Raw genomic sequence first — 25,495 nt, 5'->3', positions numbered from 1 at the left:
TTTATTTTGCACGTGGATGATGGGTCTCATAAATTTCTTTCATCGTCTTGCGCCCATGCTGACTGTATTGCTGTCCGGGCTGTTCGACATGACCAAGCATGTCCTGAACCGCACGAGTGTCTGCTCCGTTTGCAATGAGATGAGCCGCAAATGAATGGCGAAGTGTGTGCGGTGTAATCTCACCCGAGATCCCCGCGTCCACAGCAGATTTTTTCAGCAACTTCCAGAATCCCTGACGGGTTAATCGTCTGCCGGATACATTCACAAATAATGCCTGCTCGTCCGTTCCTGCTTTAAGCAATTGTTCACGGAACTCGTCTATATATACGCTCGCCCAGTGGGCAGCCGGTGCACCAATCGGAAGAATGCGCTCTTTACCCGCTCCTCCGCAACGAATGAAGCGCATACCAGGCTGGACATCCCGTACATCCAGCGCAATCAGTTCCGACACCCGGATGCCCGTAGCATATAATAGCTCCAACATGGCTCGATCTCGAACGCCTTGCGGAGAGCTTACATCAGGAGAGGCAAGCAGCAGTTCGATCTCCGGAATGGTAAGAACTTGGGGAGGTGTCTTGTCGGCCTTGGGTGCTTCCACATCAAACGTAGGATCCTGTACAATCTCGCCGCGCCGCATCAGAAAATGGAAATACGATCGCAAAGACACGATGCTGCGAGCAATCGTTGCATTCGCACGGCCGTCCTGTTTGAGCTGACCCACAAATAACACAACATGTGTTCGTCTAACCTCACTCGCCTCGCGGATTCCATATTCCTTTTTCACAAATTCAACGAACTTGTCCACATCTCGAAGATAGGATTCCAGCGTACTGCTCGACATCCCTTTATCTTCTTCCAGGTATAAAGCATAGGCGTGTATGGTCTGATTCATGTACAACACTCCTCATCTGACAGCAATGCCAAACGGCAGGCTGCTTCCGTATTTGCATCCCTGACTGTCGGAGCTACTCTCCACGCCTGCAGCTACTCACCGTACCAATAGAAGAGACGAAGGCGCTCCGCCATCGTAGGACGTGCTTCTCCCGTGCCTGGCCAATCCGTTTCCTGAAATACCTTAACCGCATTGCCCGTTGGCATCTGATACTGATCCACAGGTGAAATCCAGCCGTTAAACAGATCGAGTACGTGGTAGAAAAGATACACCAGCGCAGCAAAAAATACAATAAATCGTATAAAACGGAGCCCTCTCCGCACAGATATAATCATTGGAACTGTCCCCTCCCGTATTTCAAGTCCAGTATCGTTCTTGAAACAGGGTATGTCCAAATGTCCGGGAATATGCCTTGACGAGTGAACCATAAGCCAGGTTCGTGACCAAAAAAGCTCCCCCGTCAAAACCGCCGGTGAGAGCTTGAAGATAGGCTATGTTATTCTTCATCTTTGGGCTTTTGTTCATTTTTAGCTTTGCAACGATAACAAATTCCATGAAAGTCCAGTCGGTGATCTACTACCGAAAAGTTAAATTCCCGCTCCAGTCGTTCTTCAAGCGGTCCAAGCCAGTCCTCACGTATTTCATCCATACTTCCGCATTGCACGCAGATTAAGTGATGATGGTGATGCTTGGATGTATCTCCGCGCAGATCATAACGCGCTACACCGTCGCCGAAGTTGATTTTCTCTACAACATGCAACTCACTCAATAGTTCGAGGGTACGGTACACGGTTGCCAGACCGATTTCGGGAGCCTTTTCTTTAACAAGCATGAATACATCCTCTGCACTCAGATGATCTTCTTCATTCTCTAAAAGTACTCTTACGGTGGCTTCCCGCTGGGGCGTTAATTTATAACCTTGGGACTGTAGTTGCTGCTTAATTTTATCGATCCGTGCTTCCATTTTCTCCCTCCCCCTAGGAAATCATTGCACACTGCAACTTAACCCACTCTTTTCATTATAGGGGGAGTTCAATATCAAAGTCAACATTTTAGGACATGTAGTACAAGCTAGACAGGAAGTAGCATCGGCGTGACCCAGCGCATCATTGCGGGGGTTATCCAGGTTTCAAAAGAGGCCACCCCAAGCAGCAATACCGCCATAACCACCGTCAAAATAACATAGGAAGCAAACGGTCTTTGGCGGCCTGGTGAGCGCTGCATCAAAACGCGATTACGTATGATATATAACGAGAACGTCATCGCAGCTACACTGCAGATCAGCAGGATTGGGATGACGAACAGATTATGCGGCGCTACGGATACAAGTGCAAACAGCAGCCCTTTCCACGAATACTGTCCAACGAGGTAACCTACGGTAAAACCGATCAGCACCCCTTTTAAAAAATCCAGAACCAGTATGCCTGGTAAACCTACAACAGACAAGCCGAGAATAAAGATTAAACCGACCCATTTTAGATGAAGCATGGCAATATCCCAATAAGCGGTGTGCTCTGTCCCTTGCGAACTATGTTGCACCGTCATGAAAAAATTGCCCAAATAGGCCTCGAGATCCTGGCGCTGTTCCAAGGAAAGAGCATTGACCATCAATGCGCCAAAGATGACACCGACCAGAAACAAGACAGCGACGAATACATATAACGAGGTTTGCCCTTTGAACGTAAAATAAGAAGAACGCATACAGGTACGAGTCCCCTTTCCGGTTATCCTGCTGCAAGGAGATATAAGACATATCAAACGTTAGACTTAATCATCCTTATGATTCAGCTTATGAACCTGGGCTCACCTGTATGACTTCTTGTCCGAATTATAACAACCCGCTCTACACATTATACTCGTTCTACATTTTCTGAGATGTCTGCTCTTTGGTTGAGACCTTACCGTATGTGCCCCCACCGCCAGAGGACAATGTCAGCCCACCATTACGAGCCGCTACGATCAATTCAGCGAGAACCGGACCAACGACCTCGGCTAGTTGAGCTTCATCTGTACGATGCAGGACAGCCATCTCTGTTCCAAAACGATCCAGCAGTTGACGCAGCTTGGCTTTACCAAGCCCTGGAATGAACTCAAGCGGAACCTGATAATAGTATGGTGGCCTATCAGCAGGAAGCTCCGGTTGCTCACGATCAGCAATAGCCAGAATACGATCCAGCACCCCTTGAACTAGCTTGGGGCTACCACAAAGAGAACAATATTCAGCAGACAGATCCTTTTCATCCATGACGCTACCACATGCTGCACAATAGGTCCGGTGATACTTACCGAGTCTTGGATTCAAACCATAATTGGCCGCAATCCTTCTTCCCTCTTTCCCTAGCAATGCCATACGGAATTCGTCAAAAGAAGGCGATGCAATCTGTAACTCATTGTATTCCCGCCCGATTTTACCTAGCGAATGTGCATCCGAATTCGTTAGAAACGGAACCTGATCCAGTTCCCGAATGTAACTCGCCATAGAGGAATCAGAGCTTAGACCCAGTTCAACCGCATCCACAAGGCTCGTGTCCAGCACATCTCCCATACGTGGCGCTGTGCTACCATAAATGCCCTTGTGCGGTGTAAACACGTGAGCGGGTACAATCAACCCGCCGCGTGCCTTGATCTCCGCTTGCATCTCAAGAGCAGGTACATATACCCGCTGGGAGCTGAGATTTACATTTTTCATATAACGTGCCATCCAGGTTGTAAAAGACTTCATTGTACCCAGATCACGGAAGTAGGCGAGCATGTGGAACTCACGCATCTCAGGCTCGCGAAGCTCGATTTCGGTTCCGAGCAGAATGGTGGTGTCCTGATACGCAATACCGCCGCCCTCAACCTCAGACATCGTACCGTTCTCCAGCAGATCCTCAATATCCCTCTGCACAACCGGAGAATGGCAATCAATGACCCCAAGCAAATGAATTCCTTTACGAGTGGAGGCCTCCCGGGCTATATTCTCAAAAGTTAAGTCACGGCTGCCGCTGATTTTAACTGCCTCACCACGGGACGTGCGTCCGATGTGGATATGCAGATCCGCATAACACGGCTCCCACAGCGGTAGCGTTCCCTTTTGATTTTGCATGATTAAAACCGTCCTGTCGTTTTGTAAATATCCCAGGCATACACAGCCATCATCGTTTTGGCATCACTGATTCGATTTTCGTCCATCAGCTTGTACGCTTCCTCTAGCGTGATCTCCGATACTTCAAGAAACTCATCTTCGTCCAGAGCCATCTCTCCAGCTTCCAGCTCTTCGGCGATATACAGGTGAATGATCTCATCCGCGAAGCCTGGTGAGGTGTAGAAAGACCGCAGATGACGGAGCGACTTGGCTTCATATCCCGTTTCTTCCTTCAGTTCACGCGCTGCAGCCACCTCCGGCTCTTCACCCGGATCAAGCTTGCCCGCAGGAATTTCCACTTCGGTACGTCCCATCGCCTGACGATATTGATCCACGACCAGCATACGATCTCCCCTCAATGCCAGTACCGCTACCGCTCCTGGGTGTTTGATAATCTCTCGGGTCGCCGTCTGTCCGTTCGGTAGCTTCACTGTGTCTACCTGAAGTGAAATCACTTTGCCTTCAAAGATCGGCTTGGTGGATACCGTCACTTCGTCAAGTTTGGGATTCCCAGGTTGAGGTGCATAGATGGATGCAGCAGATGTTTTGGATTTCATGTGTACTTCAGCTCCTTTTAAATGTGTAAAAAACTCGTTCAATTGGACTGAGATGTAGTATATAACTGTGATTTCAGGCATATGGTGAGCCTATAAGAATTTTATCGTGTGTACAAGTCTAATGCGTACAGCGAGAACCAAGGGGGATTCACCAAATGAAAAGTTATCTCACACCTCAGTCTGCGCATGTAGTCGGACAAGCCAGACAAGTACAGCTTATCCTTAGACAGTGGATGCGTGAATGGGGCCCTGAAACCAAACTCAGCGACATGCTTGCGGGACGCAAAGGCTAGAGCTTCACCATTGTTCAAAAAGTCCGAACCCGGTCTGCACCAAATTCGGACTTTCATTTCTTTTTTTCAACCAACGCTCCAATTACATCGTCTCATGGACTATCAAATATCCCAATCACTTATTTGCCTTTTGCCGTTTCCTGCACAATCGCGATAACGACCTGGGACAGTTTCACAATATCTGCTGCGCGAATGCGTTCTTTGGTCGTGTGGATTTCTTCATACCCTACAGCCAGATTCGCCGTCGGAATGCCGAACCCGTTAAAAATGTTCGCATCACTGCCACCGCCAGAAGCAAACGTGCTTGTTTCCAGCCCCAGGCTTCGAATCGCCCGCTGGGCAAGTTGCACCACCTCATGGTCGTCATGGAAGCCAAATGCAGGATATTTAATCTCACTGCGGAACTCTGCGGTTGCGCCATATTTGCGACATGTCGTCTCCAATGCTTCACGCATTTGGGCAATTTGCTGTTCGATTTTCTCTTGCACAATACTGCGAGCCTCCGCATCGATCTGAACAAAGTCACATACCACGTTCAGTGCAGAGCCACCTTGGAACTTGCCAATATTCGCTGTCGTTTCGTCGTCAATGCGTCCAAGCTTCATCGCCGCAATCGCTTTGGCTGCAACCTGAATGGCACTGATTCCATCTTCCGGATTCACTCCAGCATGCGCTGACTTGCCATAGATTTTCATCTCAATTTCTGCTCTTGCTGGAGCAGCCACACAGATCGTACCCACCGCTCCGTTAGAATCCAGCGCATAACCAAAGGAAGCATCGATATCTTTCGGATTCATTGCTCGTGCACCGACAAGACCCGACTCCTCTCCGACCGTAATCACAAACTGAATTTTGCCATGCGGAATGTTGTTCTCCTGAATAACACGAATGGCTTCAAACAGAGCTGCAATGCCCGCCTTGTCATCCGCTCCCAGAATTGTTGTGCCATCACTGCGAATCCATCCGTCCTCACCAAGCTCCGGTTTGATTCCCTGTCCGGGGGTTACGGTGTCCATGTGACATGTGAAGAGCATCGGCTCTACACCTTCTACACCTGCCACACCTTCAGCTTCCAGTGTAACGACCAGATTGCCTGCTCCATGCCCTGTCTCGTTCATTGTATCGTCCTCATAGACATGAAGACCAAGACCCGCGAATTGTTCTTTTAACACCTTGGATATATTCTGCTCATTTTTTGTTTCGCTATCAATCTGCACCAGATCCATAAAATGCTGAATCACACGCTGTTCATTAATCATTAGACTTTCCTCCCTATCGTAGATACGGTACAATACAGGTACTATGGCTTGTTCAAAAGTTCTGAAAGGAGTTCTCTCTTCATGCAAAATAAGAAATGGTTCAAAATTGTGATCTATCTCATGCTGGCAGCTATGGTTGGCTCCACTCTTTTCATCGCACTGGAACCGTTGCTGTTCGGATAGTCACCCTGATCTGAAGCTCTTCTAACGCTATAGACGCTGGAGGGCTTCTTTTTCTGTACTCCATATCAGATCATATGGGAATATACGCTGAAAATAAGGTACAATATCCCGGGCTACCTGCTCAACCGTGTATGAATTCCCCGTGATATCCTCCAAAGAAGTCACACCATACTGTTCAATTCCGCATGGAATGATACCCTGAAACCCAGCATGTTGAATGCCTGAGGTAATGTTAAAAGCAAACCCGTGACTCGTCACAAATCCACGTCGATGCTTACACCGATTAAACTTAATGCCGATGGCCGCAATCTTCAGATCACCGATCCATACGCCTGTATATCCTTCTTTGCGCTCAGATTCAACGCCCTGATCAGCGAGATAATCGATCATCACCTGCTCCAGCTTACGCAAGTAAGCATGCAGATCCAGCTCCTCATCCCGACCAAGTACTAACAAAGGGTAACCTACCAATTGACCCGGTCCATGATAAGTAATATCACCGCCGCGATCAATTTGAAACAAGGAGATGCCCTGCGCTTTCAGCTCTTCCTCACTCCACAGCAGATGCTCCGGATGGTTCTGTGAACCAATGGTATAGGTTGGTGGATGCTGTAAAAGCAACATCTGTTCAGGACCTTCGCCTTCGTCCAGTTGCTGCACAATTGATTTCTGAAGATTCCATGCCGCTTCATAATCCAGCATCGGTATGTATGCCACATTCAGCGGTTTGCCCATGTTTCCCCACATCCTTCTGCCCATGGTTTAATATATGAAAATAAGTCTGTCTCTAGACAGCCAGAAAAGTGCACGGCCTGAGGCACATACACTTTCCTGTCATTCTATCATAAACTTAATACACTTTTGTTTCCATGTTGTAGCCTTCCAGGTTCTCCTTAACACGTTGCAGGAACCGTCCACAGATGACCCCGTCCAGAATCCGATGATCCAGAGAAAGACACAAGTTAGCCATGGACCGCACCGCGATCATATCATTAATGACCACCGGTTTCTTCACAATGGATTCAAAGGTAAGAATAGCGGCCTGTGGATAGTTGATAATTGGCTGGGACAAGATCGAACCAAATGAACCTGTATTGTTCACTGTAAATGTACCGCCTTGCATGTGATCCAGCTTCAGCGTACCTTCACGGGTCTTGCGAGCCAGATCATCAATCTCGCGAGCGAGACCTGCGATATTACGCTGATCGGCCTGTTTGATGACCGGTGTAAGCACCGAATCCTCTGTACCTACAGCCATGGACAAGTTAATATCCCGCTTCACAATAATTTTATCAACAGCCCATACTGAGTTCATAATCGGGTAATCTTTAATCGCATTGACGACACCCTTCATCATAAACGAAAGATAGGTCAGGTTAATGCCCTCTTTCCGTTTGAACTCATCCTTCAATTTATTGCGCAACATGACGAGGTTGGTTACATCCACTTCAATCATCGTCCACGCATGAGGGATTTCAGATACACTTTGACGCATGTTACGCGCTATGGCATTACGCACCGGGGTAACATCGATAAAATATTCTGATCTTCCTTGTCCGCCGCCTTCCACTTCAATCTGTGGAATTTTCGGACTTTCGGTCAGGTGGATTCCGGAATGACGCACAGGAACGCCCGCATCGGATGCAGGAACTGTCTGTCCAGTTACACCGTTCATAGATATCGATGACGTAGTTGCACCGGTATCTCTGATTCCACTGAACGGAGAAGACGATGAAGCCTGTGCAGCCTGAGTACCAACATTAGATGTTTGTACGGACGCTGATTCTGTGTTTGCCTGGCCGCCCCGTGCAACATAAGAAAGCACATCTTTACGTGTAATCCGGCCGCCTGCCCCTGTTCCCTGAACATGTTGCAGATTCAATCCATGCTCCGCTGCAAGGGATTGTACCGCAGGAGAATAACGATGGCGCATCGGCTGATTCGGATCAAACGCAGCTGCGTGTGTACCCGTAGTTGCAGATTGACTTGCACTACGCTGTACTTGAGTTTGCTGCGATTGTTGTTGCTCGCTCGCGACAGGTGTAACTTGTTCCGCCGTATCTTCATCCGTAGCAACGACTTGCATACGGCAGATGGCCTCACCCACCGCAATGGTCGTTCCTTCTTCCACCAATAGATCACCCATAATGCCATCCACCGTAGACGGTATCTCGGCATTCACTTTATCCGTAATGACTTCGCAGATCGGCTCGTACTGCTCCACACGGTCACCCGGTTTTTTCAACCATTTGGCTATGGTAGCCGAGACCAGAGATTCCGCGAGCTGCGGCATAATGACCTCGATCCATTTCATACGTTCAGCCATTGATTTATCACTCCAAACTTTGTTCTATCTTTATCGATTAATACGCTGCAAGTTCACGCATGGCTGTTTTGGCTTTATCCTTGCTCAGCATATAAAATTTCTCCAGCGTAGGACTGATTGGCATAGCTGGTACATCTGGACCGCACAAACGCTGAATAGGGGCGTCCAGATCAAACAGACATTCCTCACTGATGATCGCCGCCACTTCTGCGCCTACACCACCGGTTTTGTTATCTTCGTGCACGATCAGCACCTTGCCTGTCAACCGGGCAGAATCGATAATCGCTTCACGGTCGAGCGGTTGCAGCGTACGCAGATCCAGTACGTGTGCCGTGATACCTTCTTCCCGTTCCAGCTCCTCAGCGGCCTGCATAACAAAATGCAATGGCTGACTGTACCCGATAACTGTAATATCGGCACCTTCACGAAGCACATTGGCCTTACCGATTGGAACGATGTAATCATCTTCAGGCACATCTTCCTTGATCAGCTTGTAGCATTTTTTATTTTCGAAAAAGAGTACCGGGTCCGGGTCGCGGACAGCCGCTTTCAGCAAACCTTTCGCGTCATACGCCGAGTAAGGAGCAATGATTTTGAGTCCCGGTGTACCAAAGAAGATGGATTCCGGACATTGGGAGTGGTACAAGCCGCCGAAGATCCCGCCACCGATTGGCGCTCGAATCACAATTGGACAGCTCCAATCATTGTTGGAGCGATAGCGGATTTTGGCCGCCTCACTAATAATCTGATTTGTTGCCGGCAACATAAAGTCCGAATATTGCATTTCCGCAATCGGCTTCATGCCGTACATTGCTGCACCGATAGCCACACCGGCAATCGCCGATTCAGATAATGGCGTATCCATGACACGCATCTCGCCAAATTGATCCTGCAACCCTTTGGTTGTGGTGAACACGCCACCTTTTACACCAACGTCCTCGCCAAGAACAAAAACATTCTCGTCCCGTTCCATCTCTTCTTTCATTGCGAGACGGATTGCATCAATATATTCCATCATAGCCATGATTACCGTCCCCCTTCTTCGCTGTCTGCATAGACATGCGTCAGCGTGTCCTCAGGTTTAGGATATGGCGCATTGTCTGCATATTCAGTTGCTTCTTTCATTTCCAGCGCAAGCTGGGAAGCCAGATCCGCATCCCGGGCTTCGTCCCAGATGCCGCATTCAATCAAATAATTTTTCATCCGAAGTACGCCGTCTTTCTTCCAGTTCTCCTCAACTTCTTCCTTCGTCCGGTAGGCCAAATCATTATCCGAAGTCGAGTGTGGAGACAAACGATACATCATCGCTTCAATCAGTGTTGGACCTTCACCGGCGATAGCACGCTGACGCGCTTCCTTCACAGCCGCGTACACTTCGAGTGCATCATTGCCATCTACGCGAAGTCCCGGGAAACCATACCCCAATGCACGATCAGAGATTTTGCCGCTGAGCTGTTTGTGAATAGGAACCGAAATTGCATATTGATTGTTCTCACACATAATGATGACAGGCAGCTTATGCACACCTGCAAAGTTTGCGCCTTCGTGGAAATCCCCCTGGTTGCTTGAACCTTCCCCAAAGGTAACAAAAGAAACAAACTCTTTCTTCTGCATTTTGGCAGCAAGAGCAAATCCGACCGCATGAGGAACTTGTGTAGTCACCGGGCTGGACCCGGTAACGATACGCAGTTTCTTATGACCAAAGTGGCCTGGCATCTGCCGGCCGCCACTGTTTGGATCTTCGGCCTTGGCAAAGGCAGACAGCATCAGCTCACGCGGTGTCATACCCACGGCCATAACGAAACCGTAATCGCGGTAATAAGGCAAAAAGTAATCATGATCACGGTCCAAACCAAAAGCCGCCCCGACTTGCGCTGCCTCCTGGCCTACACCGGATACGTGAAAGTTAATTTTGCCCGCCCGCTGCAAGAGCAAGCAACGTTCGTCAAACTTGCGTGCAAGCAGCATGTATTTGTACATATCTAAAACTTCTCCATCAGTAAGTCCCAGTTGTTGATGTCGATGAACCGCATCTGCAGTACCTTGTGAACTCATATGAGGTACCTCCTTTTAATCAAAGCCTTTTGCAAGTCCTACTACCCGATCTTATAACCTGGTACTAAGACTTGGCTTAACCTTATTATAATCCCTTTTGCCCAAAAAAGGAAAGTACCTTTCTCACTCAGGGTTGTCTGACTTACATTCCAATCGCTTTTCCATCCACGGCTAACATCGCTTCGCCCATAATTTCCGACAATGAAGGATGCGGATGTATGGTCTGTCCGACTTCCCATGGCGTTGCATCCAGCATTTGTGCCAATGCAGCCTCAGCGATCAATTCCGTAACATGGGTGCCAATCATATGTACCCCTAAAATATCATTCGTTTTGGCATCCGCAATAACCTTCACGAATCCATCGCGACTTCCGTGAATCAAAGACTTGCCGATGGCCTGGAATGGGAACTTGCCGGTTTTGATCTCGTATCCGCGTTCCTTAGCTTCTTTTTCGGTGAATCCAATGCTGGCAGCTTCCGGGCGTGTATACACGCAGCGCGGAATCCGATGTGCTTCAACCGGATGCACGCTCTCGCCAGCAAGATGATTCACTGCAAGGATGCCTTCGTGACTTGCGGCATGAGCAAGCTGTAACCCGCCGATACAATCACCAATCGCATAGATATGGCCTTCTCCAGTCTGCAGGTGTTTGTTAACCGCAATAAAACCTCGTTCCACTTTGATATCGGTATTCTCAAGTCCGATATTTTCAACATTAGCTTGACGCCCAACAGACACCAGCATTTTTTCAGCCGTCAGCGTTTCTACCTTATCTCCCGCAAGCTGCACATCAATGTTCACGTTCTGATCTTCGGTGCGGTAGCTATCCGTCATCAGTTTAGCGTTAGTCAAGAAACGCACGCCTCGTTTGCCAAGTAAACGTTGCATTTCTTTTGCTATGTCCTCATCTTCTGCAGGAAGCACATGAGCCGCTGTCTCAACCACCGTCACACTCACGCCAAAGTCATTCAGCATAGAGGCCCATTCCAGACCGATAACACCACCGCCCACAATGAGGATTGAAGCAGGCAATTCGTCCATGCGAAGCGCTTCATCACTGCTCATGATGTATCGACCATCCGGTTCAAGACCCGGTAGCACACGTGGACGTGAGCCCGTAGCAATAATCAGGTTCGTTGGAACAACCGTGTCCATCTCGCCGTCCTCATACTCCACCGCTACAGCCCCGCTCTGTGGTGAGAAGATCGACGGCCCAATCACACGTCCTTTGGCGTGCACGACTTCGATTTTATTTTTTTTCATCAAATATTGAACGCCTTGATGAAGTTGCTCCACAATCGCATCTTTACGCGCCTGGACCTTCGGGAACACAAGCGTTGTTCCTGTTGTCTCGATGCCGTAGCTCTCGCTATCCTGAATCTCAGCGTACATCTCCGCACTTTTTAGCAGCGCCTTGCTTGGGATACATCCACGATGCAGGCAAGTTCCACCTAGCTTGTCCTTTTCTATAATAACGACCTTTTTGCCTAGCTGGGCAGCACGGATCGCCGCAACATATCCGCCCGTTCCTCCACCTAATACAGCAACATCACATGGTATTGGCATCTCTATGTTCTCCTCTATATGCTCATTTTTTTGAATATAAATATTAATAAAATGACCGATGGTACCTTAACACTTTTCATATCCTCTATATATCATTGTACTCTCCTTGCGCGGTCAACTCAAAATTTGACCCATTCTCGCATGGACAGTCTGTACATTCCAAGCTATGATATAAGCAGGGATTCCCTGTAAGCGTAACCTTTATTTTATGTCTACACTGGCAGAAAGGGTATAATGCTCATGAATACAAAAATAGTCTTTGCGCGCTTTCTCGCAATTGTTATACTCGTTATCCCAGGCTTAATGGCCATGAAGGGCTTCCTCATGATGAAAGATGCCTTATTTCTATATTACGCGGAGCACGGAAACGACCTGATCGCTCCCGGATTCCAGTGGCTTTCCTTCTTGGGTGGGCTCGTGCTTTTTGCGGCAGGCATGAGTTTTCTCGGCGGCTGGATTCTGTTTCGCGACCGCAAACGCAATTATGTAGGACCACGTTTTCGCTCCAAAAAACAGTCAGAACAGATGGAAACACCCGGAAGCACTTCATGATTCCGGGCTTTTTTGTTTTCTGCGCATGATTAGAAATGCTTCATTCATACAAGGCATCTCGAAGTTTAGTGGACATGCGTGATTCTTTCGAAGATGATTTCAGAATCGTTCTGCGCAATGTCAGATTGCTGGCTTGTAGCCGTTCTGCTTCTGTCAGTAGTTCTGTAAATAATGCCTGCGCAGCTTCATCCAGCTTGCCTTGTTTATTCAGCTCCTCATATCGTTGCTTCAGTGAGGTTAATGCTTCGTTCATTGGTAACACCTCTTTTCAGATAACTCTAGTGGCTCCAGCTTTCGGAACCAACATCGTAACCATCCATATAGTAACACAAACCGATTTATATTAGTTCTGGCTCTTTCCAAAGAAGATGTGGTAATCTGTAATGGTCGCTTTTTTTGAATTCCGTATGCGAGAGGGGTAGCAGCACCGTGCAAACTGGACGTATTACCGTAATTACTGGACCCATGTTCAGTGAAAAATCTGGTGAACTTATTCGCCGTTGTCAGAAACTTATTCAATTTGGCCGTAAAAAGGTCGTTGCCTACAAACCAGCCGAGGATGATCGATTCGCTCAGGACGAGATCGTAAGCCGGATCGGCTACAGACTTCCTGCACATTCCATTCCCCGGCAATTAACGCCGGAATCCGTAGAGACCATTCTGAACCAAACCATAGATGCCGATGTTGTTGCCTTTGATGAAGTTCAGTTTTTCAGCAGTGCCATCATGGAACTCGTTTCCGAACTGGCTTACTGTGGCAAACATGTGATTGTGGATGGACTGAACATGGATTATCGCGGAAAAGAATTCGGATATATCGGTGGCCTGCTTGCCATGGCTGATGATATTGAGAAACTTTCTGCATTCTGCGCGGTATGCGGCAGCCCGGATGCTGCCTTTACACAGCGAATTGTCAACGGAGAACCTGTTACATTGGGTCCAGTTGTCATGATCGGCGATTCGGAGGCTTATGAGCCCCGCTGTCGTTGCTGCTTTATTCCTCCTCATAAAGTGGAATGCCCGTCCTAAGATACACTCAGCACCAAAGCCCAATTGGGCTTTTTTTATTGTCAGCAACAGAACAGGCACAAAAAAGCACCGCTGTGTGCGATGCTCTCCAAATCACTTCCCGCTAGTCACGGGAAACAAAATATTTGTTGGTCATGTAATATGCGTCGCCACGTGACGTTTCTACCATTCCTTTTTTGGCATCCAGGAATACAATCTCTTTACATTTCGTGCAATACCATTTGGTACGTTTATAAGGAGATTCTGTGACGTAGGCCGTGCCGCATTTACAATCAATTTTCATCAATAGCTCGGTGGATTTATAAGCACTGGACAGACGTTCCAGGTTATCCTGCTGCTGTGTTGGCATGATCGTCTGCTGATAATCGGATAAATGATTTTGAACCTTAAAGTCTGCGACCAAACCTGCATTTAACCCAAAAAATTCTTTGCCGATCTCCGTTACGAAGCGTCTCTCATTTCTATAACAATCGAGCCATTCAACAATCTGCTTATTAGACAGTGGAACCGTACCCTTGATACCGCTATTTAAGGTGTAGGTCATGATGTATAAAGTATCGTCTTGTCTTCCTGAGTACATTAGAATCCTCCTTCGAATACATTTGCTAATGTACTACAAAAACGCGCATAAATCAAAAAAATATTGTTTCCTGAGCGCATTTCTTCTTATTAAATGGGAAACATACCTCTCTCATCTGCTATTGTCTTACAAGAACTGCATACACCTGTAACATTTCCCTGTGGAGCGGCATAATACACGACCCTTTTCATATGTTTCCTGCAAATGGAACAGTAGTTCCTCCTTTCCTTTTTTGGAGTGTAGTCCGATAGCTTCACTACGTTTTGCTGCCGCCGAAACCTCCGTAAAAAACCTAGCCAATTCATATTCGCTTCACTCTTTCTTATGCGCTAGCCTTGTCGTCGTTTTTTCCTTGGCCTGCAAAAATCGCGCCACCTGTTATGTATACGATTCCAAGTTGTGCGTGCCGATCTCATATTTTATTCGACGTTTCGGGTGTTTTTCCTGTTTTAATCTCAGTACATATTAAAAAAAACCGTAGACACCAGTATTCTCTACACCCGAGAAACAGCGGCCTAATCGGTTTTTTCAGTCATCGTTTTATTTATAAAATGTGCCCAGTACGTCGAGATCCGATGAACGCTCTATGCGAAAAGGATAGATGAACCCCTGTTTCAGTTTAGCGAACTTTCGTCCCCACAGATCCAGTCCGGATGTAAACTTATAAGCCTGATATATGAATTTGGAACAATAATTTCGCTCGACACTTAGAAGGTTCGTTTGCAAGCGGTAGAATTTTACCTGCTTATAATGTTCTTGAACCCATTCTGCTGCCCGAATACCCACCTGATGGAGCTTGGAACGGAACACAATGAAGCGATCTCCTTCATAAAAACGAGTGAGATACCAGTCCAATGTATCCGCAAAAACCGGCCCGTAAGGATGCACATGATACACCTTTCCGTCCAGACCAATAATGCCCATATGCCCGGCATAATAAGTTGATTCCGAGCTTGGCGTATAGACGATGTCCCCTGGCTCAAGCTTCAACGATTTTAATTCACTGAGAGGCATATCCTGCTGTTTCCTTTTTACAGCGGCACGTTTACGTCGGCCCTCGACCAATAAATGATGCAGTGCTCCGGCTGTAGCAAGATAAACCTCGGACCATTTCACTCGTTTCATATTCACGCGTTGAAGCAATCGCTGAATGAAAGTCGTATTTTGTTGTCCGGATGATGAACCTTTTTTCATTGTTGTACTCCACCCTTGTCGAAATGTAATCCGGTTTTGAGTCCCTAAGCTAGCATGCAAGACGTGAAAACCTGTTATTATACGCGCAAGCCTCTTGTAGATGTTGATTATAGACGGTTTAGAGCTGATCTTCAATCCAAAACCTGTTTAAAGACTGTTCTATCTTGTGCAATTCTAACTACTTCATACGCGCATGGTACAAAAAATAACCTCGGAAAATTCCCGAAGTTATTTTAAGTTCAAGTCTTGTTTCGACTTAATATTAACTACTCCACAACACCAAGTGCTTTGTTTTTTTCTTTGAAGCGACTGTTATGAGAAGAGACATAAGCTACTTTTTCGGCTTCCGGATCCATGTATAACTTCGCACTGTTAACAGCTAGAGCTGCATCTGTAAATGTACCCGCGATCAGATACAATTTGCTTCCATAATCGACGAAATCACCCGCGGCAAAAACGCCAGGTATGTTCGTTTGCAATCTTTCGGTTGTGCTCACATGCCATTCACCCAAGTCTAATCCCCAATCACGAATGGGACCAAAATCACTCTTCATGCCATGATTGACAATCACCGCATCCACTTCAAGCATCTCCGTCTCTCCGGTTTCCATATGTGTAACGGTTACCTGTTCAATCATATCCCCGCTTATGCTGTGTAACTTCTCAATTGCGTAGGGTGCGCGCACGTCAACTGAGGATTCTTTCATACGCGACACGTTCCGCTCCAGTCCTCCGAAGTGATCACGTCGATGTACGACCGTTACCTGCTGAGCCAAGCTCTCTAGCTCATTCGCCCAATCCACAGCGGAGTCTCCCCCGCCCGAGATTAACACTCGTTTACCGCGGAAAGGCTCGAGCTCTTGCACCGTATAATGTAGATTGGATACTTCATAGCGGTCTGCCCCTTCAAGCTCCAGTTTCGCCATTTTGTATATCCCGTATCCTATTGCCAAAATGACAGTGCGTGTCCAGTGTTGCTCACCTGTAGCAGAAGTTAGCAGAATGGTGCCATCCGGTTTACGTTCAAATCCTTCAATCTGTTGTTCAAACACAAGTGTCGGTTCAAATGTGCGCGCCTGCTGCTCCAACTGTTTAATCAGATCTTCACACAGGATGGGTGTTACCCCTCCAACATCCCAGATCATCTTTTCCGGATAAAACAGCATCCGTCCACCCAATCTGTCGCGTGCCTCAATTAATTTCGTTTTCATATCTCGCATACCGCTATAAAAAGCAGAGTACATGCCTGCCGGGCCGCCTCCGATAATCGTCACATCATAAAGCTCTAATTCTTGATTCATCTCTACAGGACCTCCATCCACTCGACTATGGTAGTTATTCATGTGATATTGATTCTCATTATCGTTTAAGTCTAATGGAAATGGGTTCAAATTACAATCACAATATCATTTTCGCCTCCTGCGTAACTTTATGTGCGCGATTTCCTCTTCATTTATTGTGCTCTTGGAGCAGACAAAAGTTTATCTACAACAAAATCGAGTTGTTTATTGATGGAATAGATGTCTGAATAATAAAAGAAATCAAAATCAATCTCGATCAACCGACCTTCTTTTACTGCCGGAATACTGCTCCATATAGGGTTATCTGTTAGAACATCTGCCCCTTCATACACAGAGCGGAACACATAGTCACCTATGTATTCTGGAAGAACTTCCATTGAGATTGTAGAGCCATCTTCGTCTGATACGACATCGATTTTGTCTTGTACTACTTTAGGAGCTTTCATCTCCAAATACTCATAGACTGCCTGAGAACCCCGACCAAATTGCTTGCTCTCCACAACGACCATACCTTTTAGTCCGCCTTCAATAATGGAAATGGTTTTATCCAATATACCAGCGTCTGCAAGAGTTTTTTTACTCTCTTCCACTTTGCTGTTAAGGTTGTTAATCAAGACTTCAGCTTCCTTCTCTTTGCCAAAAATGCTGGCTATGCTGTGAAGTCGTTCTTCCGTTGTCATTTTCTCGTACGGAATATACACCGTAGGTGCGATATTTTTCAACGTGTTATATGTTTCTTCCGACGGAACAATAATCAGGTCTGGATCAAGGTCAATGACCGCTTCAGGGTTCGGTTCGAACCAGGTACCGAGTGAATTTACACCTTCAAGCTCACTCTTGTAAGCAGCCCCGTCGTATACATCCGATGTAGCGATTGGCTTGACTCCAAGTGCAACCACATCACCTTGAAGATACAGCACAACAACTCTTTTCGGATTAGCCGGAACGATAACATCACCTTTTATGGTCGAGACCGTGCGTGTTTCTTTATCTTTGTTTACTTGACTTCCCGTCTCTGATGTTACTGATGAACTACTGTTAGTCGAATTAGCACCCGTTCCTTCTCCAGCTGAAAGTGTATTGGCGGTACCTGAAGAACAGGCCGTAAGGAGCATCGTTAGACTTAATATTGCAATCATGATCATGCTGGAACTTGAATTTTTTCTTTTCATTGGTGTGGACCCTCCGTTTATATATCGATAATGATTATCATAATCAATATATCTTGACTTCAATGCCCAGCCAATGGACGATTCGGATACGTGCAATGGACGATCTTCTATTCGGCGCAATTCCTTCATCTTCTTTTGATACAGGGTTGGAGACATGCCCACATGTTTCTTGAAAATTCGGCTAAAATAATATACATCTGAATAACCAACCTCTGCAGCGATATCACCAAGCTTTGCATCTGAACGTACAAGTAAATCCTGAGCCTTGCCGATTCGCGTCTGAATTAAGTAATCGATGGGACTGTAACCCGTCTTTCGTTTGAATCGCATAGATAAATGACGCGAGCTAAAATTGAATTGTTCTGCTAGAAAATCAAGTGTAACCTGTTCTCTATAATGCTGATGAATGTATTCAAGCGTCTGTTTCACCGGATCAACAACTTCGGTTTGAACCTCTTGTGCAGCTAGCTGAACCATCAGTTCATGAATGAATTGGTAAAACAGACTCTTCGTATGAAGCAGGTTCAAATTTGATTGTTGCGCCCATACTTTCTCCATCTCATGAAGATATCGTAACAATTTCAACGGACTACTCGGTGTAAATCCATATTGTAAGGATAACGGAGCACCTAGAGTCTGTCCCTGCGACCACCTTTTACGATAATTGGGAAATGCTCGAAATGCTCTGTAATACAACATAATATATTCGAACTCTTCATCGTTCTTTATATTTAATATTGATCCTTTGGCTCCATGAAGTATAAAAAATGGTTCTGATCTATACTTATGTCCGTTCAATTGAAGGTCGGCCGACCCTCGAATCGAATATATAAAACAAGCAGCAGGCAGTGTATATGATCCATGTTGTATTTCGTTCTTTAAGACGATACGGCGTATATCCAGCACCTTCACGGCCGCATAATTCCAATATTGCATCTGTTCGTTTAATTTCATCATTTCTCTCCAATCCCCGTTTCTCCTGAAACAATAACCGCTGAAAATTTCTCATACACCCTCTTCTCATACACACTCATTGATAACCATTATCAATTATCCTGATAAAGTTCGCAATACTTTACGTAAAGTAATATTTTTGTGATCAGAAAGAAGCTTTATTTCTCTCCCTTATCAACCGATATATGTATAAAAGGCCATGACCATACTAAAGAGGGAGAAGGTAAAATGAATTCAATTTCACCTGTAACCAAAAGCAGTTTCACCCCACCAGCCAGCCCTACCTCCAATCGAGATAAAGAAATTCAAGGGTTGATGCAGCAGAAAGTAAAATTCAATGAACAAATCCAGATTGTTAAATCCAATGATGAGCTTGATATCAAAACAAAAGCAGAACGCATAAAATCCTTAACAAGTTCCATTGCGCAGATTGATAGCCGAATAGCCCAAATTAAAGCAGAAGAAATGGAAGAGAAAAACAAGTTACAACAGATGGATCAGACGAAGCAACAACAATCCAAGCCGGAAGAACAGCAACAGACTCCGTCGATGAATCATCTTATGAAGCATAGTCAGACGTACGATCAGATGGGAAAGCTGGTTGGTTTGCGGGATAAAATGCAAAGTTCTATTTATACTATCGAGGGGGAAACCCGGTTTGACCGGATTGTGCTGGAGTACGATACACACAGCGATCTTGGCAAAACGCAGATGCTGGAAAACGCTGAACGCACTGTTTTTCAGAAAAAAAGAGAAGTTGTGCAGGAGCTAGAGTCCCACATAAGTAAAACAAATCATAAGCTCGGAGAGTTGGTAGACGAAATTCATAAGCCTGGACGTCACGATTCGGGACAGTTCCCCTCATCTGTAGGTTCGCGCAAAGAAGAGTCCCAAGAGATTGACCGAGGAAAATCGGCGGTACCTACGTTGAAAGACAGTGCTCCCGATGTAGAACAATCAGAAAAAGGACACGTAAGCAGCTCTGTACCAAACAAAGCAGGTGCATCGGCTACTTCGGCTTATTCTTCTGTAGACATTCGTATCTAAGGAAGGTGAATTATGGTTAGACCTAAACGGATGTAGACCTGTAAAGAAAATATACATATTGTGAGATGGTTTTAATATTACCTTTTATATCACCTAACGATCCTTCATTGCTTCACATCTTGTGATTCTTTTGTATCGATCCATCTAATCAGACAACCGCTGTTTTTGGAGAGTTGTTCTCAAAATCTCGGCGTTTTTTTTGTCATTCACCATGGATGGATAATTACTCTGGGTGATTCGACTGCCACCTATATAAGCTTCAATATGATTACTTCTCCTCGAAACGATTAACATTAACCTATGTAGTATCTAAGTTTAGGCACAACTAGGCCCGCACAGCCTCCCCCTCCATGTCATTCGAACAAATGATGCTGCCATTGATGGATTTGCAGCTTTTTTTCACACGAGTTGCCTCATGTACGATTTGATTCATATTTTCATATTTTTGGTAAAGATTGGTTACAACTGCGATGGATACCGATACTAAAGGAATAGGTCGATTCAATCCAGAGCGTCCCTCACCCATCACATATTGATTGTTCCAGTCCTGTTCGTTGTAGAAACTTTTTTTGATCTCCTCAAACTGGACAATAACATCTTCACAGACTTGTTTGTATTGATGGTGGTTTAGAATGGCAATAAAATCATCCCCGCCAATGTGGCCTAGAAAAGCCTCTGCTACCCCAAAATGCTCACGGAGTAAAGTGGCGGTTGCTTGGATAAGCTCGTCCCCCATTTTGAAACCATAGCTATCGTTATACGATTTGAACTGATCCAGATCAATGTATAGAACACTGAACTGATCCTGTTTAAGTACTTGAACTAATCGATCATCTATAATTCGATTGCCAGGAAGCCCTGTTAACGGATTCATAAAAATCGCCATTTCCGCTCGAACATCCGCAACCTCTAGCAGTAATCGCCGAATACTCACCGCCCCATGAAATCGACCTCCAGATGTTACCAGAACCAGATCATACAGATCCGCTTCTTCACGCTTCATCGCCGCCACGCTGACATCTGTAATCTGTTCCAAATAATCTACGACTAGTGCGTTTAGGTTCATAAGCAGCTTCACAGGACGCCCCATGTAGAGATTGTAACCATATTGTGAGCCGATCTGTTGAAAAAAACGTGTTCGCATCATCAATGAAATTCCTTTTTTCCCTTCAACCGCTACACCTTCCAGATTTGGATTGGATTTAAACAGTTGATATAAGGCATCACACTTGGTTTCTGGCAGTACGACTGGAATCGGTTCAGCAATTTCACCTATTTGAGTAAACACATAAATCAACCCCTCGCCATATCGTCAACCATGTCACTTTTGATCTATCCGTGGTCACATCGTACCACTTTTTACCTAAAAAAGCGTTAACTTCAGGTAAATTTTTTCGAAAAAACACCAATTTTTTGCTTAAATCTGTAAACTTTTTAGGTAATAAGTCACATTTCCACTTTTTCGTGTTGTTCAAATTGTTAGTTTGTAATGTCTATTAAATCAAATATAGAAATACACTAAAAATTCGGATATTTATTGGGCTTTAGCAAAACATCCAGGTGGCTAATGCTGTCACTGATGCCCTCGAGTCCATGCCAGTTCAATGGCGTGACGGATCGCAAGTTCGATGTGAACTGCATGATTTTGAATTTTTTCGGCAATAGCTGGGTAGCAGTTTATACACTTCTATATAACTTAACGTTGGTCAATATATTCATGTGGAAAAAATCATTTTAATGAAACTTAATAGGTTGACTCTCTTATTACTTCCAAAAGATTAATTATATTTACAAATATATGTTGAATATACCATTCCAATTGGATATTATTAGTACATAATATTAAAAGGAGGACTAAAAAATTGAAGAAGAAATTATCTCTGGTCCTCGCTTCTTCAGTCTTGGCTTTATCTGCTACTTTTTACAGTCTAGCCAGTGCTTCCGAAAAAGAGTTGATCCCCGTAAATTCTGGTGAAATTTCTGGCTATGTTTACCTAAATGGGGAACCAATTAAAGAAAACACCACTGTTTACGCTATAGAAAATAATCAGGAAGAACTTATTGAGAAATACGGACTTGAGAAGCCTTCCGAAAGCGCAAAATTGGTTTCAATTCAAATAGTAAACAATGAATCTGATAACCCTCGAGATCCTGTAAAAGAGCAAGATGACTCTATTAGTCCACAGAACATTTGGGGTTTCAAACTTGTAAAAAGTCCAACCCAAAGTGTTGATGGTTGGACTGAAATTGCGAGAGGCAAATACTTTTGCAATAAACCGAAAACTCAGTCATGCAATGATGTAGAAATTTCGATAGCTGCAAACGAAAGTGTATCAGTAGAGGTACAAACTTCTCTCAGCATCGGAGTTAAAGAGTTTGTTGCGGCCGAGTTTGGTCGTACTCTTAATGAACAAATTGGCGTATCCACATCCGTAATGGTTCCTATGAATGTCCCCGGAGGTAAAACAGGTATAGGAGTTGGCTATCCAATTTATAAATCAACGTATGGTCAAGTTTATCAAAAAGGGCTCTTCGGTGATACACTTTTGGGTGGAGCAACATACCTTGAACCAAAGCCATCATCCATTGCTGTTACATCATGGATACAAGGATAAAAAGAAAAGAACATCTCATTGAATTCTGATTTTAATATCTCAATTCAAAACATTGTAAAACATTTATGTCTCGAACTGACGTCGTTAATCTTACGGTGTCAGACGTTGAGAATTTCCTCTTTTTTTGAAATAAATATAAACTTGATTTGGCTTGACCTTCGCCAGATTTCGTAAATCATACGCCAAACAAAGGAAGCCGATGTCTTGCGGAAAAGATTTTTCGAATTGATACAAAGCATAAATTTGTCGATAAGAATACCACTTGTTTATGTGATTGTAGAAATCCCATAAACAAGTGGTTTTTTGTTGTATTATTTATTCGAAATTATCGGCTCAAAACGTCCTTATTTTTTATAGCCGCAACTAAACTGTAATCCTTAATACCCTCAAAATCTTACAGCTCATCAGTTCAGCTAACCTTATGCTCAATTCTCAGCTTGTCAGCGACCATCGCGATGAACTCGGAGTTCGTCGGTTTCGACTTGCTGATATTGATCGTGTAACCAAACAGGTGGCTGATGCTGTCGATGTTGCCGCGTGTCCATGCCACTTCAATGGCGTGACGAATGGCACGTTCGACGCGAGACGGCGTCGTTTTGAACTTTTCGGCAATGGCCGGGTACAACGTTTTGGTGATGGCGCCCAAAATTTCGATATTGTTGTATACCATCGTAATGGCTTCCCGCAAATACTGATAACCTTTAATATGCGCAGGAACTCCGATTTCATGTATGATTGACGTGATGCTGGCATCCAGATTTTTGTGTTTGCCCATCGGTACAACATTAGATTTATTGATATACATGGAGGAAGAAGAACCGCTGCTTGTAGACATTGTCGTTTGCGTGCCTACAAGCTGACGCACCCGATTCGCCAGTACTTCCATGTCAAATGGCTTGAGAATATAATAGGAAGCTCCGAGTTGCACAGCACGCTGTGTGATGTTTTCCTGGCCGAATGCAGTGAGCATAATTACTTTGGGCTGCGGAGACAGGTTTAAGCCGCGCAGGCGTTCCAACACTCCGAGTCCATCCAGATGAGGCATGATAATATCCAGAATTAACACATCCGGTACATCCCGAGTTTGTTCCAGCAATTGCAATACTTCTTCACCGTTGTATGCAATACCGGTCACTTCCATATCTTCCTGTTCGGATATATATTCGGCGAGCAAATTCGTAAATTCACGGTTATCATCGGCCAGCAATACCTCAATTTTTTGCAAAACGGTATCCTCCTTTTATTTAAAACCTCGTATTTTACAATTTCGTACATTTCCTTACACGTTAAATTTTCGACACGCCAAGTGAAATTCCTTCTGTCGAAAATTATTTTTCTTTATTTTTTTTTCTTGATCCTTTATAATAAATATTTTATTTCAGCATACGATATAATATGTTTACTTTCGACAAAAAACCTTAAAGCTGTTTAACCAGCCTTAAGGTTTTTCGCTTGACCTTTTTTCATCATTACACCAGCATCTTGGAGCATCCATTCAATGAAGCATCCATAACCGGATTTCGGATCATTCACAAAGACATGAGTCACTGCGCCAATAAGCTTGCCATCTTGAACAATCGGGCTACCGCTCATTCCTTGAACGATGCCACCCGTCTTATCGATCAGTTTAGGGTCTGTAATACGTAATACCAACCCTTTTGTCGCTGGCTCCGATTGATCGGCAACATGCACAATATCGATGGTGAATCGTTCAACCTGTTGCCCATCGACCACAGTCAAAATTTCAGCCGGTCCCTCCTTCACTTCATGTGAAAAAGCGACAGGTATTCCTTGCGAATACAAGCTATGTTCCGGATTCTGAGACATCTTACCGAAGATACCAAAAGCCGTATTACGCTCAATGTTACCTAAAATTTTGCTTTCTTTAAGAAAATGGGCTCTTTTCTCACCAGGATCACCAGTTTCACTTTTGGAGATGGATGTAACATTAGATTGTACAATTTGTCCACTGCCTACAACGATGGAGGTTTGAGTATTCATGTCCGTGATGACATGACCTAACGCCCCATAAACGCCTTGATCAGGTGCATAGAAGGTAAGCGTACCTACACCAGCTGCCGAGTCTCGAATGTACAATCCCAGTCTCCATGCTTTATCTTCTGCATCATACGCCGGGGTTAACTTGGTTTTAATGGTTTCATTCCCCCGTTTTAGCACAACATCAATACCTTGATTACGTTTACCAGCAAGTTCTACGGCCTCGGATACACCCGATACACCATCCAGACGTTTGCCATCCATATGTGTAATCAAGTCACCTAATTTAATCCCAGCCGCTTCACCTGGTGATTTTTGTTCATCCGGATTAGAACGAACGAGATGATGCCCAACAACCAGGATACCTGCAGATTTAACTTTGACGCCAATCGTTTGACCCCCTGGAACAACACGCAGATCAGGAATTACGTTTACATTAACCGTTTTAACGGGAATTTTCCCCCATAGCTTCAAGGTTAGTTTAGCATGTCCCGTCTGCTGAGGATGAAGATGTAAAGGTTCCTGACGAGTAACCTTGATTGCAGACTGATGATCCAGTCCAACGATATCCGGCCGATCTACGACAGCGCTTGAAGCGGCTGGTACTGTAAGCCTGACGTCTGCTTGCCTGCCCGCAAAGACCTGCACTTCATCAGGCAGAGAAGCATAACTCTGCATCGGCTGTACAACCTGGCTAAGTACACATAGAAAGAAGGCAAATAAAAGACCTAGCAATTTTTTCCTGAGGGGGGAATTCAATGGCTGTCACACTCCCTTTGCTTCTTTCGCTTGAC

26 protein-coding genes and 1 pseudogene are annotated in these 25,495 nt (G+C 45.2%); 6 read left to right on the top strand and 21 right to left on the bottom strand.

What is annotated here, in order from left to right; genetic code table 11:
- Window position 1 precedes the first annotated feature (1 nt).
- The 6 genes from J2T16_RS13015 to J2T16_RS12990 form a co-directional block, all read right to left on the bottom strand.
- The gene (locus tag J2T16_RS13015; RefSeq protein WP_154888486.1) at window positions 2–892 is read right to left on the bottom strand and encodes a tyrosine recombinase; all 891 of its coding nucleotides are present in this window, start codon (window positions 890–892) and stop codon (window positions 2–4) included.
- 92 nt (window positions 893–984) lie between these two features.
- Complete coding sequence (locus J2T16_RS13010) at window positions 985–1,227, bottom strand: DUF4227 family protein (protein ID WP_090922446.1); 243 nt, start codon at window positions 1,225–1,227, stop codon at window positions 985–987.
- Between the two features lie 161 nt (window positions 1,228–1,388).
- Complete coding sequence (gene fur / locus J2T16_RS13005; protein ID WP_090922447.1) at window positions 1,389–1,856, bottom strand: ferric iron uptake transcriptional regulator; 468 nt, start codon at window positions 1,854–1,856, stop codon at window positions 1,389–1,391.
- 107 nt (window positions 1,857–1,963) lie between these two features.
- The gene (spoIIM, locus tag J2T16_RS13000) at window positions 1,964–2,593 is read right to left on the bottom strand and encodes a stage II sporulation protein M (RefSeq protein ID WP_221788545.1); all 630 of its coding nucleotides are present in this window, start codon (window positions 2,591–2,593) and stop codon (window positions 1,964–1,966) included.
- A gap of 160 nt (window positions 2,594–2,753) precedes the next feature.
- The gene (locus J2T16_RS12995) at window positions 2,754–3,980 is read right to left on the bottom strand and encodes an endonuclease Q family protein (protein WP_221788543.1); all 1,227 of its coding nucleotides are present in this window, start codon (window positions 3,978–3,980) and stop codon (window positions 2,754–2,756) included.
- Between the two features lie 2 nt (window positions 3,981–3,982).
- Window positions 3,983–4,576 (bottom strand): NUDIX domain-containing protein, encoded by a 594-nt coding sequence (locus J2T16_RS12990; RefSeq protein ID WP_221788542.1) that lies wholly within the window; start codon window positions 4,574–4,576, stop codon window positions 3,983–3,985.
- Window positions 4,577–4,731: 155 nt separating this feature from the next.
- Between J2T16_RS12990 and J2T16_RS12985 the strand changes: the two genes are divergently transcribed.
- The gene (locus tag J2T16_RS12985) at window positions 4,732–4,869 is read left to right on the top strand and encodes a Z-ring formation inhibitor MciZ (RefSeq protein WP_090922454.1); all 138 of its coding nucleotides are present in this window, start codon (window positions 4,732–4,734) and stop codon (window positions 4,867–4,869) included.
- A gap of 119 nt (window positions 4,870–4,988) precedes the next feature.
- On the opposite strand, the gene J2T16_RS12980 is transcribed toward J2T16_RS12985, so the two are convergent.
- On the bottom strand, window positions 4,989–6,128 hold the full coding sequence (locus J2T16_RS12980; RefSeq protein WP_221788540.1) for a M20/M25/M40 family metallo-hydrolase: 1,140 nt from the start codon (window positions 6,126–6,128) through the stop codon (window positions 4,989–4,991).
- Between the two features lie 81 nt (window positions 6,129–6,209).
- Here J2T16_RS12980 and prli42 point away from each other — a divergent pair, with 81 nt between their 5' ends.
- The gene (gene prli42, locus J2T16_RS12975) at window positions 6,210–6,311 is read left to right on the top strand and encodes a stressosome-associated protein Prli42 (protein WP_090922458.1); all 102 of its coding nucleotides are present in this window, start codon (window positions 6,210–6,212) and stop codon (window positions 6,309–6,311) included.
- A 27-nt stretch (window positions 6,312–6,338) separates the two neighbouring features.
- Here the strand turns inward: prli42 and lipB are convergent, their stop codons facing one another.
- The 5 genes from lipB to lpdA form a co-directional block, all read right to left on the bottom strand.
- Complete coding sequence (gene lipB / locus J2T16_RS12970; protein ID WP_154888478.1) at window positions 6,339–7,046, bottom strand: lipoyl(octanoyl) transferase LipB; 708 nt, start codon at window positions 7,044–7,046, stop codon at window positions 6,339–6,341.
- 115 nt (window positions 7,047–7,161) lie between these two features.
- Window positions 7,162–8,637: a dihydrolipoamide acetyltransferase family protein gene (locus J2T16_RS12965; protein WP_221788537.1), complete on the bottom strand. Its 1,476-nt coding sequence runs from the start codon at window positions 8,635–8,637 to the stop codon at window positions 7,162–7,164.
- 37 nt (window positions 8,638–8,674) lie between these two features.
- Window positions 8,675–9,661 (bottom strand): alpha-ketoacid dehydrogenase subunit beta, encoded by a 987-nt coding sequence (locus tag J2T16_RS12960; RefSeq protein WP_090922464.1) that lies wholly within the window; start codon window positions 9,659–9,661, stop codon window positions 8,675–8,677.
- A gap of 2 nt (window positions 9,662–9,663) precedes the next feature.
- Window positions 9,664–10,692 carry a thiamine pyrophosphate-dependent dehydrogenase E1 component subunit alpha gene (locus tag J2T16_RS12955; protein WP_090922468.1) on the bottom strand — a complete coding sequence of 343 codons (1,029 nt, stop codon included), beginning with the start codon at window positions 10,690–10,692 and terminating at the stop codon, window positions 9,664–9,666.
- Window positions 10,693–10,834: 142 nt separating this feature from the next.
- Window positions 10,835–12,259 (bottom strand): dihydrolipoyl dehydrogenase, encoded by a 1,425-nt coding sequence (gene lpdA / locus J2T16_RS12950; RefSeq protein ID WP_221788535.1) that lies wholly within the window; start codon window positions 12,257–12,259, stop codon window positions 10,835–10,837.
- 234 nt (window positions 12,260–12,493) lie between these two features.
- Here lpdA and J2T16_RS12945 point away from each other — a divergent pair, with 234 nt between their 5' ends.
- The gene (locus tag J2T16_RS12945) at window positions 12,494–12,811 is read left to right on the top strand and encodes a DUF2627 domain-containing protein (protein ID WP_090922472.1); all 318 of its coding nucleotides are present in this window, start codon (window positions 12,494–12,496) and stop codon (window positions 12,809–12,811) included.
- 40 nt (window positions 12,812–12,851) lie between these two features.
- Here J2T16_RS12945 and J2T16_RS12940 read toward each other — a convergent pair whose 3' ends face one another.
- Window positions 12,852–13,064 (bottom strand): hypothetical protein, encoded by a 213-nt coding sequence (locus J2T16_RS12940; protein WP_154888469.1) that lies wholly within the window; start codon window positions 13,062–13,064, stop codon window positions 12,852–12,854.
- A gap of 176 nt (window positions 13,065–13,240) precedes the next feature.
- Here J2T16_RS12940 and J2T16_RS12935 point away from each other — a divergent pair, with 176 nt between their 5' ends.
- Window positions 13,241–13,840 (top strand): thymidine kinase, encoded by a 600-nt coding sequence (locus tag J2T16_RS12935; protein WP_090922476.1) that lies wholly within the window; start codon window positions 13,241–13,243, stop codon window positions 13,838–13,840.
- A 103-nt stretch (window positions 13,841–13,943) separates the two neighbouring features.
- Here J2T16_RS12935 and J2T16_RS12930 read toward each other — a convergent pair whose 3' ends face one another.
- From J2T16_RS12930 to J2T16_RS12915, 4 genes are all read right to left on the bottom strand, one after another.
- Window positions 13,944–14,420, bottom strand: a complete 477-nt coding sequence (locus J2T16_RS12930) for a hypothetical protein (RefSeq protein ID WP_090922478.1) — start codon at window positions 14,418–14,420, stop codon at window positions 13,944–13,946.
- A 540-nt stretch (window positions 14,421–14,960) separates the two neighbouring features.
- Window positions 14,961–15,614, bottom strand: coding sequence for a hypothetical protein (locus tag J2T16_RS12925; protein ID WP_221788534.1), 654 nt, complete (start codon window positions 15,612–15,614; stop codon window positions 14,961–14,963).
- Window positions 15,615–15,880: 266 nt separating this feature from the next.
- Window positions 15,881–16,915 carry an NAD(P)/FAD-dependent oxidoreductase gene (locus tag J2T16_RS12920; RefSeq protein WP_221788533.1) on the bottom strand — a complete coding sequence of 345 codons (1,035 nt, stop codon included), beginning with the start codon at window positions 16,913–16,915 and terminating at the stop codon, window positions 15,881–15,883.
- Between the two features lie 152 nt (window positions 16,916–17,067).
- On the bottom strand, window positions 17,068–19,041 hold the full coding sequence (locus tag J2T16_RS12915; protein ID WP_221788552.1) for an AraC family transcriptional regulator: 1,974 nt from the start codon (window positions 19,039–19,041) through the stop codon (window positions 17,068–17,070).
- Between the two features lie 228 nt (window positions 19,042–19,269).
- Here J2T16_RS12915 and J2T16_RS12910 point away from each other — a divergent pair, with 228 nt between their 5' ends.
- Window positions 19,270–20,088, top strand: coding sequence for a hypothetical protein (locus J2T16_RS12910; RefSeq protein WP_336120275.1), 819 nt, complete (start codon window positions 19,270–19,272; stop codon window positions 20,086–20,088).
- A 325-nt stretch (window positions 20,089–20,413) separates the two neighbouring features.
- Here the strand turns inward: J2T16_RS12910 and J2T16_RS12905 are convergent, their stop codons facing one another.
- Together J2T16_RS12905 and J2T16_RS12900 are read right to left on the bottom strand one after the other, a co-directional pair.
- Window positions 20,414–21,376: a GGDEF domain-containing protein gene (locus tag J2T16_RS12905; RefSeq protein ID WP_221788531.1), complete on the bottom strand. Its 963-nt coding sequence runs from the start codon at window positions 21,374–21,376 to the stop codon at window positions 20,414–20,416.
- Window positions 21,377–21,645: 269 nt separating this feature from the next.
- A pseudogene (locus tag J2T16_RS12900) lies at window positions 21,646–21,760 on the bottom strand (sporulation initiation factor Spo0A C-terminal domain-containing protein); the annotation flags it as partial.
- Window positions 21,761–21,950: 190 nt separating this feature from the next.
- Between J2T16_RS12900 and J2T16_RS12895 the strand changes: the two are divergent.
- The gene (locus J2T16_RS12895; RefSeq protein ID WP_336120276.1) at window positions 21,951–22,703 is read left to right on the top strand and encodes a hypothetical protein; all 753 of its coding nucleotides are present in this window, start codon (window positions 21,951–21,953) and stop codon (window positions 22,701–22,703) included.
- 409 nt (window positions 22,704–23,112) lie between these two features.
- Here the strand turns inward: J2T16_RS12895 and spo0A are convergent, their stop codons facing one another.
- Together spo0A and spoIVB are read right to left on the bottom strand one after the other, a co-directional pair.
- Entirely contained in the window at window positions 23,113–23,928 is an 816-nt protein-coding gene (gene spo0A / locus J2T16_RS12890; RefSeq protein WP_090922491.1) for a sporulation transcription factor Spo0A, read from the bottom strand.
- Between the two features lie 203 nt (window positions 23,929–24,131).
- Entirely contained in the window at window positions 24,132–25,460 is a 1,329-nt protein-coding gene (spoIVB, locus tag J2T16_RS12885) for a SpoIVB peptidase (RefSeq protein ID WP_221788529.1), read from the bottom strand.
- Window positions 25,461–25,495: the final 35 nt, after the last annotated feature.

This window comes from Paenibacillus intestini, from assembly GCF_030803945.1.
GTDB classification, from domain to species: Bacteria; Bacillota; Bacilli; order Paenibacillales; family Paenibacillaceae; genus Paenibacillus; species Paenibacillus polysaccharolyticus.
This window is presented reverse-complemented; position numbering and strand designations above follow the sequence as displayed.